Source organism: Imperialibacter sp., from assembly GCF_040222385.1.
Classification (GTDB): Bacteria; Bacteroidota; Bacteroidia; order Cytophagales; family Cyclobacteriaceae; genus Imperialibacter.
Window position 1 is genome coordinate 62,273 of the sequence record NZ_JAVKDF010000022.1, and the last position, 18,915, is coordinate 81,187.

Genomic DNA, 18,915 nt, shown 5'->3' on the forward strand with positions numbered 1-18,915 from the left:
AATGCGAGTGGTGTTCGATGATAAGTTGAATATGATCTCGCCGCACTTGCGGAAGGAGACCAATCAAACCTATTCAACAAAAAGGCAGCAAGCGTACCAATGGATAAGTTGGTACTTGTAGTTGGTGAAGTACCTCACTTGATAGGAAAGCTTTATTAATTCACTGGTGGCGTTAATTAGTTGACCGTTCCAGTGTTTGCTTAAATTCGGTCGGAGTGAGTCCCGTCTCTTCTTTGAAGATCCGGTTGAACGAAGTTTTGGCATTGAACCCACATTCCGTGGCAATTCCGAGTACCGAGTAGTGGTTGAACGAAGGGTCGGCCAGCATCGCTTTTGCCTCTTCCACCCGAAACTGGTTAATGAACTTGTAGAAATTCTTCTTTTGTCCCGAATTAATCACGTGTGACAATTTGTGCCTGGAGATAGCCAAATCATCGGCCATCATCTGCAGGTTGTAGTCTGGATTCCGATAAGGCTTTTTGTCAGTGAGATAGTTTTTAACTAGTGCCGACAGCGCTGCGATCTGTTCATCGGACAGTAGAGCTCCACCGGATTTTGGGAGCGATTCCTCAGGAGACAGTTGTTGGTGGCGCAGTTTAGAGTGCACTTTTTCTCTTGAATAAATGGCAGATTGGTTGATGCCGAAGTAGACCATGATGAAGGTAAACACCGTCAGATTGAGTGGAAGCGTAGTGTATGACACTGGAGCCAACCCCAAGATATTATTAACGAAAAAGCTAAAGAAGCTGGCCAAAAAGACAATCAGAAAAAGCGATAGAACGAAAATCAGCCAGTTCAAAGAGTTCTTACCAGTGTAATTGGAGAAGTAAAGGGGCATCTTCTTTCGATGCTTAATGATGAGCTGCAATCCCAGAAACCAGTAACTGAACGCCGAAATAATCAATAGTGTATAATATACTTTATTGAAGAGGTATTGAGGGTTCTCTACTAAATCCGGGCTGCTGGAAATTGGCACTACCTGAATGGTAGAGCGATGGATAGCCACCAGCATGAAGGGGATCAAATGCAAAAGGTGTATTGGTTTAAGTTGGAAATCTTCTATCGTGAGCGAACCGACGTAGAGATAAAGTAGGGGCCCGGTGAGGAACATAAGAGGAAAAATTCCTGGCTTGAAGTAATCCACCACCTGGAACGGAAGGAGTGAAGCCCCCATAAATATGGCGATTATCCCCATCCAAATTGTGAGAAGGGTAAAACTTAAGTGTCCCGGGCGTTTTGTTAAAAAAACCAGAACCCCGAAAACTGATTGTACAAATCCAATGATATTGACTGTGTCAGACACCAGGCATTTTTGACTAGGGTGGTAAACTTGCCTTAATCTAATGCTTTCCTGAAAAGGGGAAAAGTAACCCACCAAGAACTTAAACAAGCCATAACTGCGAGTGTTGAAATAGATAGTTTATGATCTTTTTCTGTGCGAAGGATCTAACAAGTAATTGATCAGAATCTAAATCGTCAGCAATAATGTTGCTTTTTGACGTTATCTCCCCCAAACTGGTTGTCCGGGTTCTTCGTTTTTGGGATGAATACTGAATTTGTGGTGAAAAAAAAACTTAATCACCCATTAAAAAAGGCAAACTGTTTTAAATTGTTGCCAACTTTTTTTGTCGCATAATTTTTTGATCAGCTAATGTCATTTTCCGATTCAGTTTCAAGCACACAGCCATCTCCCCAATCAGTTACCAGTGATAAGATCCTCCAATGGACAAAGACCCTGCTCGTCACCACGGTGTGGGTCAGTGCCGGGCTGTTTGGTCTTTATATCCTGGCCTTCTACGCTGCTCCGCTGGCCGGAGGTAATCTGGAAAAATGGAACGACCTGCTCCCCAATCTTTATCGGGAAGGTGACACCGCAGCCACTTCCGGTATTGGCCTGCACTTTGCCGCCGGGGGAATCATTCTCATTCTCGGAAGCATTCAACTGATTGATGCTGTCAGAAATAGTTACCCGGCGTTTCATCGTTGGGTTGGTCGTGTGTATGTTGTTGCCTGCCTGCTTGCTGCCGTTGGCGGGCTGACCTTCATCTTTGTGGAGGGTACCATCGGCGGTACGGTGATGGACATAGGCTTCGGGCTTTACGGTGTATTGATGTTCATTGCAGGCATTCAAGCCTACCGGCACGCCGCTGCACGCCGCATCGACCTTCACCGTGTATGGGCTTTGCGCCTCTACGCACTGGCCATTGGCTCCTGGCTCTACCGGATGGACTACGGTTTTTGGTTCTCTTTTACCGATCGCCTTGGGCACACCGAACATTTCACTGGATTGTTCGACCGGGTGATGGCTTTCTTCTTCTACTTACCTAACCTGCTGGTGGTGGAGCTTTTTGTTCGTTCTCAAAAAGCCAACAGAACGGCCTTGTACAACTATGGCGTTGCCTTCGTTTTGTTGCTCACAACCGGATTTTTAGGGTTGGGTACTTACTATTTTACCAAGATGTATTGGGGCCCGGCCATTGTGGGGTGGTTGATGGCCTGAGCATAATACTCATAGAGCTGTGTAGCGAAATGCCGGAAAATCATGCCGTTTCTCTAACCGCCACCGCATCCAGAATATACCCGATGACTTTCTCATCAGCAATAATATGGTTATGGCTGGTGCCGGTTACGTGCACAAACGACGACATTGGCAGCATTTCGTTCAACTCCAGCCCCTTTGTGAAAGGCACTGTTTTGTCATGCTCGTCGTAAATCATGTGTAAGTCGAGATGCTTCAGGTTGTCGGTCTTACTCCGGAGATCGAAGTAGTCGATTGACTCGTGATAGTGCTTTTCAACCAATTCACACATTTCGGTGAACACCCGCTCTTTGCAACCTACCTGGTCAATGATTTCCTGGAAGAAATACCGGGTATATGGTGGCGTAGCAATAATAATTAAATGATTGGGGTGGAAGGCGGTGCTCATTTCATTCACCGTCAGCCCGGCGGCCAGTCCGCCGATGGAATAGCCCACCAGGGCGTGATAGGGGCCATTTCGTGTATAGTGGGCTTTTAGCACGTCCCGTATTTCAGGGAGTGCAGTATGAGTACCGGCGGACAAGCCATGCCCCTTCATATCTACACCTTCAACCGTATAGCCCTCTGCTACGAGTTTTTCAATCATCCGCCGGAAATCAGCAATTTTAGAACCCCAGCCATGGGACAAAAGGATCGTTTTACCGTTGCTGGCGTCTGTGGGCAACCACCGGTAGGCCTTAAGGTCATTTCCCCTATATTTAATGACACTGATTTCAGCCTTTTCGATCAGGGCATGCTGTTTGTCGTTGAACCTGACCCTTGGCGTTTTGGTGAACTGGTTCCAGATAATGGAAGAGGTTAATTTGGGAGAAACGTGCTGCAACGTATGAAGCCCCTTGATCAGCCATTCCATTTGCACATTAGCCATTTTGGCTGGCTTCTTTACTTTCTTTTCTTCGCTTGATGTTTGGATAAGTACTTTCTTCATAGCTATATACCGATTGGTATTTAATAAGGTAAAAAAATTAGACTGTTATTGAATCAATGAGTGAATGAAGGTATTTCTTAATGACACCATATGACTGTCCATCACCTTCGACCTTCGAAAGCACAATCGCTCCCTGGATAGAAGTATATATCATCATCCCAATAGCCTCAGCATTGACACTGGCATCAATTTGTCCCTCCCTAATACCACGGGTCAATATTTTGGTAATGGAGGTTTTCATAATCCCCACGGATCGAATTGCTTTCGACCTCAGCTGTGGGTAGTTGTCGTCTGCTTCCACGCTGGTGTTAATGATAGGGCAACCTCCCGAAAACGGCGGTGACTTTATGTACTCTTCGTGATAATTTACTATAGCTTTCAGCTTTAGTGGAGCTGTTGCCGCAGCGCTGATCCTTTCTTTCAATTCCTGCATCACCACTTCAATGGCATATTCGAAAGAGGCTTCTGCTACCTCATCCTTGTTTTTGAAGTTTCCGTAAATGGCCCCTTTGGTAATGCCGGCGGCTTTGGTAATGTCAGACAATGATGTAGCCCGGTAGCCCTGCGTATTGAACAGGGAGATAGCTTTCTCTACAATCAACTGTTTGGTTACCTCAGGGTTTCTCATACGATACAAATATACCGATCGGTATTTTAAAATCAAAATACGGACTATCACACGAAAGGTTTCATAGAAGGAATAGAACATCTAATTTTGGCAGCTTATGCCAGACTTGAAGTTGTTGAACGTAGACAGGTTGCCTACTCGGGGGGTGAAGGAACTGCTGGACAATAATGTCATTGGCACGCCGGGAAAGAGCATGGTGTATCAGCACTTACAGGCTGCAGAGAAGTATACGTTCATTCCCCAGCCCTTTTTTGTCAGCCTGGTGCGCAGAACCAAAGTGATCGCTACCTGTTGCTTTTGTAAACGGGAAACGAGCAATAGGGGCGTGGTGGGCGAATCGTATTATGTGAGGTACTTCACCTTTCATCCTTCGTTGAGAAAACTGGGCGACAAGTACATAGAACGACCTCAGGAAGACGGGGTGTTGCGTCGGGAGATTCGCTCGTTGCTTATTGGTACACATTTAGAGGCAAAGGCTCCCCATTTTTTTTATGCGTACATCGATGGCGGAAATGTTAGATCAGAGGCATTTGTGAAGAGCTTCGGTTTTGAAAAGGTCGGTTCCTTTGTGTCGCTGGTGTTTAGCCGGTTCAATCCACGGTTGAGTAAAACCATTAAAAAGCTGTCGCCGGATGAATGGGACGATTTTAAGCCCAGGCTGCTAAAGTTTTACAGCGACCATGCACTTGTAACGGACGAGAACCTTTTCTACGAAGGGAACTACTTTGTGGTCAGAGAGCAGGGAGAAATAGTGGCAGGCATTCAGGCAAATCCGGAGAATTGGAAGGTTCATGATATGCCGGGAAAGGCTGGTAAAGTGATGATGAATGTTTTCCCAAAAGTGCGACTGCTGAGCAAGATCTTTCACCCCAACTATCGTTTTATTACTATCGAAGGGGTGTACTATAGGCCGGGCCACGAAAAGAAGCTGGCTACACTACTGACACATGCGCTTGCAGTAAATGGCGTCTACTCGGCTGTCATTTGTGTCGACCCGACTTCCAGACTTTACCCTGTCATGCAATCACTGGGCCTTGGGTTAGTGAGCAAGCTTCGCAAGCCCAAACTGGTGGATGTGATGGTGAAATCGAATGGTGTTGATGTGGCCGACTTGAAAGGGCCGGTGTATGTGTCGGCGGTGGACGTGAGTTGAGAACGAATTAAAGAGGTTACGCTGTACCGAAGCGCACAGAGTAACCTCTTTAATCCCATTCTATATCGTTTTTCCTCCGATTTTTTTGTAATTAGGGTGTCGTATTTTATGAAACACCTGCTTAACTACCGGTTCCTTATTTTGCCTGCCATTGCCCTTGTTATAGGACTAGCCGTCTGGCAAATGTACCCCCGCAAAAAAGTTGACTTCAGCACAGAAGTCAAGCCCATTCTTAACCAGCATTGTATTACCTGCCATGGTGGCGTAAAAAAGAACGGTGGCTTTAGTGTGCTTTTCAGAGAAGAGGCCCTTGGTAACACCAAATCCGGGAAGCCGGCTATTATCCCGGGTCACGCTGATGAAAGTGAGTTAATGAGAAGGCTTCTGGCCAATGACCCGGAGGTGAAAATGCCTTATAAGAAGAAGCCGCTGTCTGACGAAGAGATTGATATTTTAAGAAGGTGGATTGATGAAGGAGCAGAGTGGGGGGAGCATTGGGCGTATCAGGCGGTAGAGAAACCAGAACTGCCTGCCGCCAAATCCTTTGCTTCTTTGAAGGAAAGTGAAGTGCCAGCGTCAGAGCAACCCATCGACTTGTTCATAAGAAAAAAGCTTTCCGAGGTGGGTCTGCAACCCTCGCCCGAAGCGCCCAAAGATATTTTACTGCGAAGGGTAAGCCTGGATTTGACCGGGTTGCCACCTTCTGATGAGTTGGTAGAAGCTTTTCTTACGGATGGGAATCCAATGACCTACGAAGAAGTGGTGGACGCATTACTGGCTGACCCTGCCTATGGGGAGCGCTGGACGGCGATGTGGCTTGATTTGGCGAGGTACGCCGATACAAAGGGCTATGAACGTGATCCTGGCCGGGAGATCTGGCATTACCGTGACTGGCTGATCAAAGCATTCAACGAAGACAAGCCTTACGATGATTTTCTCATTGAACAGCTGGCTGGGGACCTTTTACCCAATCCCACCGATGACCAGCTGATTGCTACAGCTTTCCATCGCAACACAATGACCAATGATGAGGGAGGTACCGATAATGAGGAGTTCAGAGTTGCGGCGGTGCTTGACCGTGTCAATACCACCTGGGAGGTGCTGATGGGCACTACTTTCGCCTGCGTGCAGTGCCACAGTCATCCTTATGACCCGATCAGGCATGAAGACTATTATAGATTTGCCGCATTTTTCAATAATACGAGGGACGAAGACACTTATGACGAGTACCCGCTTCTACGGCACTTCGAAACGGAAGACAGCACCAAGCTGGCCTCTCTGAAGAACTGGCTTGAAGAAAATGCGACTACTGCTAAAACGAAAGAAGTTGTCCAGTTTGTGAAGACCTGGCAGCCCGCCATCAATTCTATCACGGCCGACGAATTCGTCGATGCAGAGCTTGCTGATACCAAGTGGCTGGTATTCCGAAATCATGGAGTGGCACGGCTGCCCGGCGTGGAACTGACGGCCAGGAATTTACTCACTTACCGCTACCGAACCAATATAAAGGACGGCACGTGGACGATCAGACTGGATGACCAAGAAAGCGGTAGTGTGCTCAAAGAACTAAAAATGAAAGATACTGGAGGGAAGTGGGTGATTGACACACTTTCGCTTACTGAAGCAAAAGGGCGGCACCATGTTTATCTTTCCTACGAAAGCCCCAGCCTTACCAGCCCGGCGGCAAACGGTATTTTCTTTGACTGGTTTCATTTCTCCAGCCAGTTTCCTGAAGGTGAGGCTGCCGATGAAGCCCAAAGTACTTACTGGGAGCTGGTGAATGCCAAAGTAGAGACGACGCCCATCATGGTGGAAAATCCTCCAGGGATGGCAAGGGAAAGCCAAGTGTTCGAAAGAGGCAACTGGCTGGTAAAAGGGGGGAAGGTAGAGCCCGGCGTTCCGGAAGTCTTCCCGGATTTGCCAGACGGAGCACCGGCGAACAGATTGGGCATGGCCATGTGGCTGACGGATCCTGCCAACCCACTCACAGCAAGAACGATCATTAACCGACTTTGGGAGCAACTATACGGTCAGGGGTTGGCGGAAACGCTTGAGGACCTCGGCAGCCAGGGCATAGAGCCAACACATCCGGAGCTGCTGGATTATCTTGCCTGGCAGTTGGTGAACGATCACGACTGGAGCCTGAAGCAAACGCTGAAGACGATGGTGATGTCGGCTACCTATAGGCAAAGTTCAGTAGCGACCGACGACGTGCTTGAGGCAGATCAATTCAATCAATACTATGCAAGAGCGCCACGTACAAGGCTATCGGCGGAGCAGTTGCGTGACCAGGCATTGGCGGTCAGCGGATTGCTGAGCAGTAAAATGTATGGCCCGAGTGTGATGCCTTACCAACCTAAAGGAATTTGGAATTCAGCCTACTCCAACGCCGACTGGAAGCAGAGCGAAGGAGAGGATCAATACCGGCGTGGTGTGTATACTTACTGGAAGCGCACCAGTGCTTACCCGGCCATGCTCACTTTTGACGCCACTGCCAGAGAAGTGTGTGTGGCCCGCAGGATAAGAACTAATACGCCGTTGCAGGCGCTGGTGCTGCTCAACGACTCTGTGTATGTGGAAGCGGCAAACCATTTGGCGTTGAACATGATAAAGGCTGAAACTGGTACCGCTGGCCAAATTGCCTGGGGGTACAAGGCCGCCATGAAAAAGCCCATTACACCGATGAAGAGTGAGGCGTTGGAAAAGCTTTATGACGAGGCACTGAAAGGCTATGAAGGAAAAGATAGCGCTGAAGCGCAGGCAATGCAACTGGTGGCAGCAGCCATTCTAAATTTAGATGAATTTGTAACGAGGAATTAGCCATGACCAACTACGAGAAACTGATTCACGAAGCGAACATAGAGCAGGCCAGGCTCAAAACCAGGAGGCACTTTCTCAAAGACTGTGGAATGGGCATGGGGGCCATGGCTTTATCGTCCGTTTTGTGGGGCTGCGACGCTGGTGCCAATTTAAACTCATTTTCCTCAGGCAACCCAATGGCACCGAAAGCTCCTCATTTTCCCGGACGGGTCAAGTCAGTGATTTATTTGCACATGGCTGGTGCTCCGTCACAGCTGGAGCTTTTTGATTACAAACCCGAGCTACAAAAGCTCAATGGGCAAGACTGCCCAGCGTCATTTCTCGATGGGAAACGTTTTGCATTTATTCGTGGAGTGCCCAAAATGTTGGGGCCTCAGGCCAGTTTCAAGCAAAGAGGCCAAAGTGGAGCATGGATTTCCGACTTTTTGCCACACCTGCACAGCATTGCCGACGACATCACCTTTGTCAAAGCACTTGAAACGGATCAGTTCAACCATGCACCGGCTCAGCTGCTGATGCACACGGGCGGAGCCAGACTTGGACGACCTAGCATGGGTTCGTGGGTCACGTATGGCCTCGGAACAGAGAACCAGAATCTGCCTGGCTTTGTGGTGCTCACCTCTGGCGGTAGCACACCCGATGCCGGGAAAAGCGTGTGGGGAAGTGGCTTTTTGCCAAGTGTTTATCAGGGGATTCAGTGCCGCTCAGTCGGCGACCCGGTATTGTTTATTAACAATCCCGATAACGTAACCCGTGACTTGCGCAAAGCATCGATTGACGCCATCAACAAGGTGAATCAGAAAACACATGAGGAGTTCAACGACCCGGAAACACTGACTCGCATTTCTCAGTATGAGCTGGCTTTCCGGATGCAGATGTCGGCACCCGAGGTAATGAATATTGACTCGGAACCGCAATATATCAAAGACATGTATGGGGTGACGCCGGGCAAGGCAAGCTTTGCCAATAACGTGCTCCTGGCTCGCAAGCTGGTAGAAAATGGCGTTCGGTTCGTGCAGTTGTACGACTGGGGTTGGGACACCCACGGAACAGGGCCGGATGCATCTGTTGGCGCAGGCCTGCAGGGTAAATGCCGCCAGGTGGACAGGGCCACAACAGCACTGATCCTTGATCTGAAACAAAGGGGTCTGCTGGACGAAACACTGGTGGTGTGGGGAGGTGAATTTGGCAGAACGCCCATGCTGGAAAACAGGGAGGGCAAGGCTAATCCTTACCTGGGCCGTGACCATCATGTGGAAGCATTCACAATCTGGATGGCCGGAGGTGGCATCAAGAAGGGCTTCAGCTTTGGGGAAACCGATGAGATAGGCTATGCGGCGGTGAAAGACAAGGCGCTTACGTACGATATTCAGGCCACCATTCTTCACCAGCTTGGCTTTGACCATGAGAAGCTAACCTACCAGTTTCAGGGGCGCCCGTTCAGGTTAACCGATGTGCATGGAAGAGTACTCACCGAGATATTGAGCTGATCACTGTAGATGAGAAGAAGAGATTTTATTGGAACTACATTGGGAGCAGGCATAGGAGTAGGCCTCGCCACTTCGCCATTGCTGGCTTCCGAAGCGCAACAAAACAATACACCTGACATGAAAATTAAGATACTGGCCACCAACTGGGGAGATGGAGACACTATCGAAGTCTTTTGCAAAAAGATTAAAAGCTATGGTTATGATGGCCTTGAGGTGTGGTACCCAACCGACGCATCGGAAAGGGAAAAGCTGGTAAATGCAACGAAAGCCAACGGGCTGGAGTTTGGCTTTCTCGTTGGCGCCTATCAACCTGAGTTTCAGCCGCATTTTGAGCTCTTTGAAACCAACTTGCGAGCGGCAGTGAAGATGAAGCCACTGTACATCAACTGTCATTCCGGAAAAGACTTTTTCTCTTACGATCAAAATAAGCAGTTTCTGGACTTAACCAGCAAAGTAAGTAAAGAATCGGGTGTGGGTATCCATCACGAAACGCATCGCTCCCGCATCATGTACTCTGCGCCGGTCACCAGGAATTTTATGGAGAAAAACCCGGAACTGACATTGACGCTCGATATTTCACATTGGTGCAACGTACATGAAACCCTTCTTCAGGACCAAAAGGAAACGGTGGAAATGGCTTTGCAACGTACCAGGCACATTCACCTGCGTGTCGGGCATCCGGAAAGTCCTCAGGTGAACGATCCAAGGGCGCCCGAATGGAAAGAGGCCCTTGACCAGCACCTGGCCTGGTGGGACAAGGTGATCGAGCTTCGGAAAAAGGCCGGTGCCGATACCATGACCTTCCTGACTGAATTTGGCCCAGCTGACTATATGCCTACTATTCCCTACACCAGACAACCCGTTGCCAACCAGTGGGACATCAATCGCTATATGCTTGAGTTGATCAGAAAACGATACACTTCATAACCCAGCTACTCAGGCTTCTATGGACTACGGTATCGTTTCATTTATTGGCAAATTTCACCCCCTGCTTGTGCACCTGCCTATCGGTATGCTGATAATTGCCATCCTTTTTGGCTTTATGAGCTTAAAGGAAAACTACAGTTACCTCAAGGGAGCTAACCACATTGTGCTTTTTCTTGCAGCGATTTCGGCCACGCTGTCAGCTTTTACAGGCTGGATACTTTCACAATCGGGTGGTTACGCAGACGAACTGATCGACTGGCATCAGTGGATGGGCATAGGCCTGGTTGTTATTAGCTGGGTGGCATTTTTTGTGCATGCGAGGAACGAAAAAGCTTTTAAAATGGTGCTGATTGTCTCGGGATTGCTTTTGGTAATTACCGGACACCTGGGAGGCAGCATTACACATGGAGACGGTTTTCTGACGCCGCCGCCACTCTCGGAATGGTTTGCAAAAGAGGGTGCGGCTGTTCCGCCTATTGTTCTGACAAAAGAGACGCTGGGCTACGAGGCCATTGCCAATATTGTGGACAGAAAATGCAAGAGCTGTCACGGCCCCGGCAGCCAGAAGGGAAAGTTGAGACTCGATTCACCTGAAGAAATGCTGAAGGGAGGGAAGCACGGAGAAGTGATAGTGGCTTCTTTGCCAGAGGAAAGTCATTTGATAGAAAACATCCTCTTACCGATTGACAATGATGATCATATGCCACCTAAAGAGAAGAGTCAGTTGAGTAAGGCCGAGGTGGCTATATTGGTGCAGTGGGTGGCCACAGGTGCTTCTTTTGACAAGACAGTGGAAGAACTGGCGTGGAGCGACAGCCTGATTGTGGCCTACAATACTGCTACTTCTAACAAACCAGCTACTTATACCTATATTCCTCAGGGTAGCGTTCAGCCTATTGAGTCAAGTTTAGTCACTAGACTAGACACGCTGGGTGTGAGTATCGTACCTGTGAGCGACGGCAGTAATTATGTGAACGTCAACTTCTTGCATGTGCCACAGAATTATATGGCAGAAGCTTTGCAACTGCTTCCATCTCTAAACAAACAGTGTGTGTGGTTGGATCTTACCGGGAAGCCGCTTAGTTCTGAGCGCCTGGAATTTGTCGGGAAGATGCAAAACTTAACGAAGCTGAGCCTCAAGGACTGTGGATTGAGCGATAGCTTGCTATCAAAACTGCAATCCTTGTCGAGGTTGGAGTATGTGAACCTTGTGAATAATCCAGTGACAGCAAGTGGTATCAAGGGCTTGCAAGGCAATGTCGGTCTTCAACAGCTGTTTCTTTTTCAGACACAGGTGCAGCCTACGGATACGGCAGCCCTACGAGGAATGTTCGCAAAGGCAGCCATCAATCTTGGTGGCTACGAAATGCCCCTGATAGATGCAGATACCAGTAAAATTATCTATTGAGATTTTACCCCTTGTTTCTTTTTGATGAAGGTACCAATGCCAAAACCAACAAGTAGCAGCCAGGGAAATCCGTGAAAAATTGTATCGAACCAGTCCATAGGCTGCATGCCGACTGCCCCGCCTGCTACCCACTTGAGTTTACCCCAAATGTGCGGCTCAGGAAAAAAGGGGGCCAGGCCCAAAGTAAGGCAGAGTAGTAGAATGGTTTTTATTGAGAGTATCCGCATATCTTCATTTTTCTACAAAGGTAAGTTAGCCGAACGTAGAGATGAGTGACATAAGTTACACCCAAAGCAAAAAACAAGGCCCTTGACTCAGAGGAATCAAAGGCCTTGGTGACACCGCTTCTTACGATTTACTCGCAGGCTACGTCATTCAATGTTGTATCCCAGCAGTGGTACAAGTTATCCTCAAAAAAGACCTGGCTTTTAATTTTTCCGTTGCTGTTCTCGGCACTCCAGAGCACCTGTATTGTATTTTCGGTATTGGTGTCAATGATAGTGACGTTTCTGTTCAGCTCGGCACCGGCATCAACCATATAGCTAATAGAACTTCCGAAACTGTCGCCCGGCTTTTCAACTGTGAAGGTCACATCTGCAACTCCGTCAACCTCCGATTTGGACCATTCTGATGACAGCCACGCATTTGGTTTTTCGGGGCTTTCGTAGAGTGTCCATGTGCCGGCATTGGCCATGAAATTGGACTCCCCCGTAAACCACACGAAGTCAGAAAAGCCACCTGCTTTCGAAATATAGCCTGTCCAGGTAACATCACTGCCATCCACGTCAGCAGTAAGTTTTACGGAGTAAGAACCACTGTTAGGAACAGATATATCATAAGCCCAAACCCATAATTTGGTTTCTGTATCAAATGTAGCCTCCTGATTCACCGCTAGTTTAAACGCAGTGACAGGAACAACCAGCGCTCCGGAAAGGATGCCAGAATACACGCCAACACTTGTAGCAGCATAAACCCAATTCCTGACAACCATTTGCCTGCCACCTCCATCACCCTCACTGCCGCTAAAATCATCAAAATTGGGAGCCATACTCGTGCCAGGAGGCATCGCAGGAGCAGTGCCCGGGTCTACTTCCTCGTCTTTGTTGCATGACACCAAAAGGATTGAAAATGATAATAGGAATGCTAGTTTTCTCATTTTGGATTTTATTGGTACAACTATAGAATTAACGATCACAAAAGTCATTAGTTGTATAAAACGAATATTAAATATAATATTTTAAATAAATCCAAATTCGACCGCCTTGAACGTGCCTATACTATCGGAATGACAAAATAGGGCGGCTACTCTTGCTATTTTTGCATAAATACTCTGATGTCTTTCACTAACAAATCAAAATCAGGCTGGTGGTTGTACATCATGTGGCCGCCTTCGTAGTAGGTCAACTGAACCATCTCTTTAGGAATTCCATTGCGGGCAAAGGTGTATTCTGCATCAAAAAACGGTGTGATCAGGTCATAATAGCCGCAAGCCACCAACACCTTAAGATCCTTGTTACGTCGCATGCTCTCAGCAAGCTTTCTGGCTACATTCACATAAATCGGTTCCCAGTATTCACCTTCCGGCGCATCTCGCCATCTCCAGTTGGCACCAACTTCTTCGCTGGAGGTGATATAGGGCCTGTCCATTTCAATATTTAGCTCTGAGGCAAAATAGTGATTGAGGGCTGCCGTATAAGCTGCATCCATTTGGTAGTCGGAAGCATCTCCTAGCGTTGGATATTCCGCCACGTCATCTGCCTCATCGCCTTTGAATCTTCCATCGAGTCTGCCGATGGCAAGTCCTTCCTGCTCCATCAATTTCTTCTGAAACCGTGGAATAAGTACTCGCAGGTCTGATTTTAAGACGTAATCTTTTGATAGCCCGGTAAAATAGGAAAGTTTTTCAGCGATTTGATTTTGAGCATCTGCAGTAAGCATGCTCCCTTTGAGCAATGCCGGCGCATACTCATCCGTAGTGAATACCCGACACTCCTGCACAAAAGCCTCCAAAGTTTTTCCTTGCCCTGCTTTCTTATGGTACCACGCAGTGGCAGCCATACTTGGCAGGTAGGTAAGGTAGGAGATCACGTTGTCGTGGATGGAGGTGGAGCCCTGATAATCGACTGCCTGAGAAATCAGGACAAGGCCATTCATTGAAACACTTTGTCCGCTTCCTTCCAGCGCATTTGTTACCGCCGCAGCCCGTGTGGTGCCGAAGCTTTCACCAAATATGTACTTGGGAGAATTCCACCGCTTGTTTTCTGTGATCCAAAGTCTGATAAATTGCGCCACTGAGTTGGCGTCTTCGTTTAGTCCCCAGAAATCTTTGCCGGTTCCTTTGCCAACGGGAACGCTGAAGCCAGTGCCAATAGGGTCTACAAAAACCAGGTCCGTAACATCGAGCAGACATTGTTGATTGTTCACGATAGGATAGGGGGCGCCGCCGTCGTCGGTATCTGCATTGCTGGCGATTTTTACAATTCGAGGCCCGAGAAAGCCCATGTGTAACCAAACAGAAGCTGAGCCAGGGCCGCCGTTGAAAATGAAAGTGACAGGCCGCTTGCTATAGTCAGTGAGGCCTTCCTGCAAATAGGAGACCGCCCACAACGCTCCAATAGGCTCGTTTTTGTCGTTTTTCAGATGTGTTTCCTTTCCGACGGCTTTATAACGCACGGCCTTTGCGTTGAAAGTGCCCTGATGCTGAGTGATAAATGATTTCGGCGCAGGTATATCCTTTACTATTGAGTCAGCCTTCTGTGCATGGGATAAATGCACGAGTGCAAGTAAAGTGAAAGCGCATAGAATGGATTTCATTGAGTTCACCATTTTGAGTTGAATGTTTTGTGCCCACAAGTTGATCAATCTTTTTTATTATCAACAGAACAATACATAACGAAAAATATGTTGTGATGTGAGTAATGTCACGCAATGTGTCGGACGGTATTTTTATACTTGCCAAAACCTTTGATATTTGTCGGGCTAAGCGAATTTTAACACAACAAACCCTATTATAAATGTTCTCATACGATGCCAGGGCGCTGAGTGGAGAGTTGTCAGCCATTATTGAATCCTTTGTTTCTAACGATGCCTGGCAATGGCTTCAGGAAAAAACGGGTGATATATCTTCCTCTGAAACCGGATCAGCATTAAATGTGGCTTTCGCTGCTATTCCCAGAAAGCTTGGCAAGAATCATTTGAGCCTTAGCGAAAGTACCATTGCTAACATTCAACAAATAAGACCAGGTTTTCGAATGGCCCATTGGCCAATAGATCGTTTGTGCCGGGTTTGGGTGTTGATTCAGGTACCAGCTTCGAACAAAAGCAGTTACATAGCCAGGATTCAAAACTTGTTTCTTGCGGCAGAAATGAATGAGCTGGTGGCGTTGTATTCTGCGCTGCCTGTGTTAGCTTATCCCGAAGCGTGGAAGGCTCAGTGTGCCGAAGGGATAAGAAGTAATATCGGTGATGTGCTGGAGGCAATTATGTGCAATAACCCTTATCCCTCTGAGCAACTCGATGAAGCTGCCTGGAACCAACTGGTGCTGAAGGCAATATTTACAGAAAAACCGTTGCATTCGATTATTGGCCTGGACGACAGAGCTAATTTGGAGTTGGCCAACACGCTTTCTGATTTTGCCCACGAGAGATGGGCGGCGCATAGAACGGTACCTCCCATGTTGTGGCGATGCGTCGGGCCATTTATCAATGAAAAAACCATAGGCGACATGGAGCGCCTGATGCTTTCCGTCGATAGCACCGAAAGAGAAGCTGCGGCACTTGCCTGTAGTGCAAGCCAATTTCCTGCTGCCGCTGAACTCCTGAATAGGAACAAACAGTTGAATGCATTGGTTAAATCGGGCGACATTACCTGGGAAAGCATAGCAAAGAAAACAGAGCTGGTTTAGCTCAGAATAAAAACAGAACGATTATGTGTTGTAGTGATAATTTTACTGAGGCGGATTTACAAAAAAGGGACGCCAACCCTGTTTATCTCGATAGTGTAAAGGGCATGCAGTTTTTCGACCCGCATGTGCACATGACATCCCGCACGACGGACGACTACCAGTCCATGGCGGACGCCGGTGTGGTAGCCCTTATCGAGCCTGCCTTCTGGCTCGGGCAGCCCCGGACAGGCATTGCCACTTTCCGTGACTACTATGCCAGCCTGATCGGGTGGGAGCGGTTCAGGTCTTCGCAGTTTGGCATCAAGCACTACTGCACGATAGGGCTGAACAGCCGGGAAGCCAACAATGAGGCTTTGGCTGAGCAAGTGATGGAAATCCTGCCACTGTTTATTTACAAAGAAGGCGTAGTGGGTGTTGGTGAAATAGGTTTCGACGACCAGACACCGGCAGAAGAGAAATACTACCGGGCACAGCTTGACCTGGCCAAAGAAGCAGGGCTGCCTGTGCAAATTCATACACCTCACCGGGACAAAAAACGAGGCACCCAACGCAGTATGGACATCGCTCTGGAGCAGGGCCTTGACCCGAAGATGGTGATTGTTGACCACAATAATGAAGAGACGGTAAAGGAAGTATTGGATCGTGGCTTTTGGGCAGCTTTCACCATTTATCCATTTACCAAGATGGGCAACGAGCGCATGGTGGAGGTGGTGAAACAGTATGGGCCTGAACGTATCATGATCAATTCAGCTGCCGACTGGGGCATCAGCGATCCGCTGGCAGTGCCTAAAACTGCCGCTTTGATGAAGCAGCATGGTATTAGCGACGACATCATCCGGCAAGTCACTTATCAGAATGCTATCACAGCTTTTGGTCAAAGCGGTCAAATCGATGAGGCGGACTTCACTACTGTGAAGGACATCGATCAAAGTCAAAAATTCGAAGGCAATACCGTTTTGCGTGGTGGACAGCAGCCACGAATGGACAAGAATTCCCTGATCATTAAATAATTTGAAGCAAATCATCGGACTTCTGCGCCTTACCAGGCCAGCTAATATTGTCACCGCCATTGCCGATATCCTGGCTGGTGTGGCTATTTCGGGCTACCTGACCGGCTTCATCTACGGGGCAACGCCCATTATCTGGCTGAGCCTGGCCACTATGGGCTTATATGGTGGCGGCGTTGTACTCAACGACGTGTTTGATGCAGAGCTTGACGCCGTGGAGAGGCCGGAACGACCGATTCCCAGTGGTGTGGTTTCTAGGTTTATGGCAGCAATGTTTGGGATGGTGCTTTTGGGTATCGGTATTTTAGCCGCTGGCAAAGTTAACTGGATGCCTTCCGGGTTGATCGCTGTGGCCATCGCCCTCTTCTCAGTTGTCTACGATAAGTGGGGTAAACATCAGTTGATTTTGGGGCCCATCAACATGGGACTCTGTAGGGGCTTGAATCTGGCGCTTGGTATGAGCATTGTTCCCAACATCCTCGACACCTATTGGTGGCTGGGTATTGTGCCGGTGATTTACATCGCTGCCATTACCATGATCAGCCGGGGTGAGGTGCACGGAGGTAGTAAACTGACGCTGTACAGTGCACTGGTGCTTTACGCAGGGGTAATTGGCGCCATTTTGTGGTTCTCTATAGAAAACAGCACTTTTTATCTCACATTGGGTTTTGTGCTGGCATTTGGCGGAATGATTGCTCCGCCGCTGTTCAAAGCAATAGCCGACCCGGTAGGTAAGAATATTGGAAAGGCAGTGAAAGCGGGAGTCATCGCATTGATATTAATGAATGCTGCCTGGGCATCTGCTTTTGGCGTTACGTATTTTGCCCTGGGTATTGTACTTTTGTTGCCCTTGTCGTTATTGCTGGCGAAAGCCTTTACTGTAACGTGAATTTATTTGTTTTAAATTTTGAGCCTGACATCAGGCAATTAGCATAGTTATGGAGTTTTTACAACAGTCCTTCAGTGTGAAGTTTGACTACAAAGTGTATTTCACTACAGGCCTTTTCGACAAGTCAAATGATACACTTTCAAGTTTTCTGAAAGAAAGAATGGAAGAAGGTACCATCCAGAAGGTACTGTTTGTTTTGGATCAGGGAGTAACCGAAGCGCATCCTGGGCTACAGGAAAGCATTCAAGACTATTTTGAGACTTTTGATAATATCCATCTCATTCCTGAGACACTAGTTGTGCCGGGTGGTGAAGACGCTAAAAACGACGAGAGCCTGCTGTATCAGGTAATTGACGCTGTAAACGAGCACGGGATCGACCGTCATTCTTATCTGGTGGCTATTGGCGGTGGGGCTGTGCTTGATATGGTAGGTTATGCAGCCGCTATTTCCCACAGAGGTGTACGGCACATTCGCATACCAACAACGGTGCTTTCTCAAAACGACTCTGGCGTGGGCGTTAAGAATGGTGTCAATTTCTATCGAAAAAAGAACTTTCTCGGCACATTTGCTCCACCAGTTGCAGTGTTCAATGACTATCATTTTCTGACGACGTTGTCTGATCTCGACTGGCGGTCAGGGATGTCTGAAGCTGTAAAAGTGGCGCTGATCAAAGACGCTGCCTTCTTTGACTGGATTGAGCACAACGCCACTATGCTTGCAGCCCGTGATATGGGGGCCATGAAATATTTGGTGAAACGGTGTGCTGCACTGCACCTCGACCATATTGCGGGAAAAGATCCCTTTGAGACGGGTTCTTCCAGGCCGCTCGACTTCGGTCACTGGAGTGCACACAAACTGGAGGCGCTGGCGGACTTTTCTATCAGGCATGGGGAGGCTGTAGCGATTGGGATCGCCCTCGACACTGTCTATTCAATGCTTACCAACCGACTATCGGAGGCCGATGCCAGGAGAATCCTCGTTGTGCTTCAAAACCTTGGTTTCCCGCTACAGCACCCACTGTTGCAGTTTGAAGAAGGCAATAGTCCACTGCTTGACGGACTGAATGAGTTCAGAGAACACCTGGGCGGCAAACTCACCATTATGCTGTTAATAGCCATTGGCACAGGAGAGGAAGTGCATGAAATGAATGGGGAACTTATTCGTGAGTCCAGTGAATGGCTGGAAAATTATGCTCATCAACAAACGATCAGGCTCTGATT

The 18,915-nt window shown here is 48.0% G+C and carries 16 protein-coding genes; 10 read left to right on the forward strand and 6 right to left on the reverse strand.

The genetic code is table 11. The annotated features are described in order from the left end of the window. Positions 1-172 precede the first annotated feature (172 nt). Positions 173-1,174, reverse strand: a complete 1,002-nt coding sequence (locus tag RIG68_RS08010; RefSeq protein ID WP_350120849.1) for a helix-turn-helix domain-containing protein — start codon at positions 1,172-1,174, stop codon at positions 173-175. A 477-nt stretch (positions 1,175-1,651) separates the two neighbouring features. Here RIG68_RS08010 and RIG68_RS08015 point away from each other — a divergent pair, with 477 nt between their 5' ends. Beyond that, positions 1,652-2,500: a DUF2306 domain-containing protein gene (locus tag RIG68_RS08015; protein WP_350120852.1), complete on the forward strand. Its 849-nt coding sequence runs from the start codon at positions 1,652-1,654 to the stop codon at positions 2,498-2,500. 40 nt (positions 2,501-2,540) lie between these two features. On the opposite strand, the gene RIG68_RS08020 is transcribed toward RIG68_RS08015, so the two are convergent. Then, positions 2,541-3,467: an alpha/beta fold hydrolase gene (locus tag RIG68_RS08020; RefSeq protein WP_350120855.1), complete on the reverse strand. Its 927-nt coding sequence runs from the start codon at positions 3,465-3,467 to the stop codon at positions 2,541-2,543. Positions 3,468-3,504: 37 nt separating this feature from the next. Further along, entirely contained in the window at positions 3,505-4,095 is a 591-nt protein-coding gene (locus tag RIG68_RS08025; RefSeq protein ID WP_350120858.1) for a TetR/AcrR family transcriptional regulator, read from the reverse strand. Positions 4,096-4,192: 97 nt separating this feature from the next. Here RIG68_RS08025 and RIG68_RS08030 point away from each other — a divergent pair, with 97 nt between their 5' ends. The 5 genes from RIG68_RS08030 to RIG68_RS08050 all read left to right on the forward strand — a co-directional run bounded on the left by RIG68_RS08030 (position 4,193) and on the right by RIG68_RS08050 (position 11,893). Continuing rightward, positions 4,193-5,248: a hypothetical protein gene (locus tag RIG68_RS08030; protein WP_350120860.1), complete on the forward strand. Its 1,056-nt coding sequence runs from the start codon at positions 4,193-4,195 to the stop codon at positions 5,246-5,248. A 108-nt stretch (positions 5,249-5,356) separates the two neighbouring features. Continuing rightward, positions 5,357-8,068 (forward strand): DUF1553 domain-containing protein, encoded by a 2,712-nt coding sequence (locus RIG68_RS08035; protein ID WP_350120863.1) that lies wholly within the window; start codon positions 5,357-5,359, stop codon positions 8,066-8,068. 2 nt (positions 8,069-8,070) lie between these two features. Next, positions 8,071-9,558, forward strand: coding sequence for a DUF1501 domain-containing protein (locus RIG68_RS08040; RefSeq protein ID WP_350120865.1), 1,488 nt, complete (start codon positions 8,071-8,073; stop codon positions 9,556-9,558). Positions 9,559-9,567: 9 nt separating this feature from the next. Then, complete coding sequence (locus RIG68_RS08045) at positions 9,568-10,485, forward strand: sugar phosphate isomerase/epimerase family protein (RefSeq protein WP_350120868.1); 918 nt, start codon at positions 9,568-9,570, stop codon at positions 10,483-10,485. Positions 10,486-10,504: 19 nt separating this feature from the next. Then, on the forward strand, positions 10,505-11,893 hold the full coding sequence (locus tag RIG68_RS08050; RefSeq protein ID WP_350120871.1) for a c-type cytochrome domain-containing protein: 1,389 nt from the start codon (positions 10,505-10,507) through the stop codon (positions 11,891-11,893). On the opposite strand, the gene RIG68_RS08055 is transcribed toward RIG68_RS08050, so the two are convergent. From RIG68_RS08055 to RIG68_RS08065, 3 genes are all read right to left on the reverse strand, one after another. Then, positions 11,887-12,120 carry a hypothetical protein gene (locus tag RIG68_RS08055; RefSeq protein ID WP_350120874.1) on the reverse strand — a complete coding sequence of 78 codons (234 nt, stop codon included), beginning with the start codon at positions 12,118-12,120 and terminating at the stop codon, positions 11,887-11,889. The two genes, RIG68_RS08050 and RIG68_RS08055, sit on opposite strands and share 7 nt — an antisense overlap. Positions 12,121-12,248: 128 nt before the next feature. Then, positions 12,249-13,049: a hypothetical protein gene (locus RIG68_RS08060; protein WP_350120877.1), complete on the reverse strand. Its 801-nt coding sequence runs from the start codon at positions 13,047-13,049 to the stop codon at positions 12,249-12,251. A 155-nt stretch (positions 13,050-13,204) separates the two neighbouring features. After that, positions 13,205-14,707, reverse strand: a complete 1,503-nt coding sequence (locus tag RIG68_RS08065) for a S10 family peptidase (RefSeq protein WP_350120880.1) — start codon at positions 14,705-14,707, stop codon at positions 13,205-13,207. Positions 14,708-14,907: 200 nt separating this feature from the next. Between RIG68_RS08065 and RIG68_RS08070 the strand changes: the two genes are divergently transcribed. The 4 genes from RIG68_RS08070 to RIG68_RS08085 all read left to right on the forward strand — a co-directional run bounded on the left by RIG68_RS08070 (position 14,908) and on the right by RIG68_RS08085 (position 18,913). Continuing rightward, entirely contained in the window at positions 14,908-15,798 is an 891-nt protein-coding gene (locus RIG68_RS08070) for an EboA domain-containing protein (RefSeq protein ID WP_350120882.1), read from the forward strand. Between the two features lie 104 nt (positions 15,799-15,902). Continuing rightward, positions 15,903-16,808 (forward strand): TatD family hydrolase, encoded by a 906-nt coding sequence (locus RIG68_RS08075; protein WP_350121822.1) that lies wholly within the window; start codon positions 15,903-15,905, stop codon positions 16,806-16,808. 1 nt (position 16,809) lies between these two features. After that, on the forward strand, positions 16,810-17,694 hold the full coding sequence (eboC, locus tag RIG68_RS08080; RefSeq protein WP_350120885.1) for a UbiA-like protein EboC: 885 nt from the start codon (positions 16,810-16,812) through the stop codon (positions 17,692-17,694). Positions 17,695-17,743: 49 nt separating this feature from the next. Continuing rightward, positions 17,744-18,913, forward strand: coding sequence for a 3-dehydroquinate synthase (locus tag RIG68_RS08085; protein ID WP_350120888.1), 1,170 nt, complete (start codon positions 17,744-17,746; stop codon positions 18,911-18,913). The last annotated feature ends 2 nt before the right edge of the window (positions 18,914-18,915 follow it).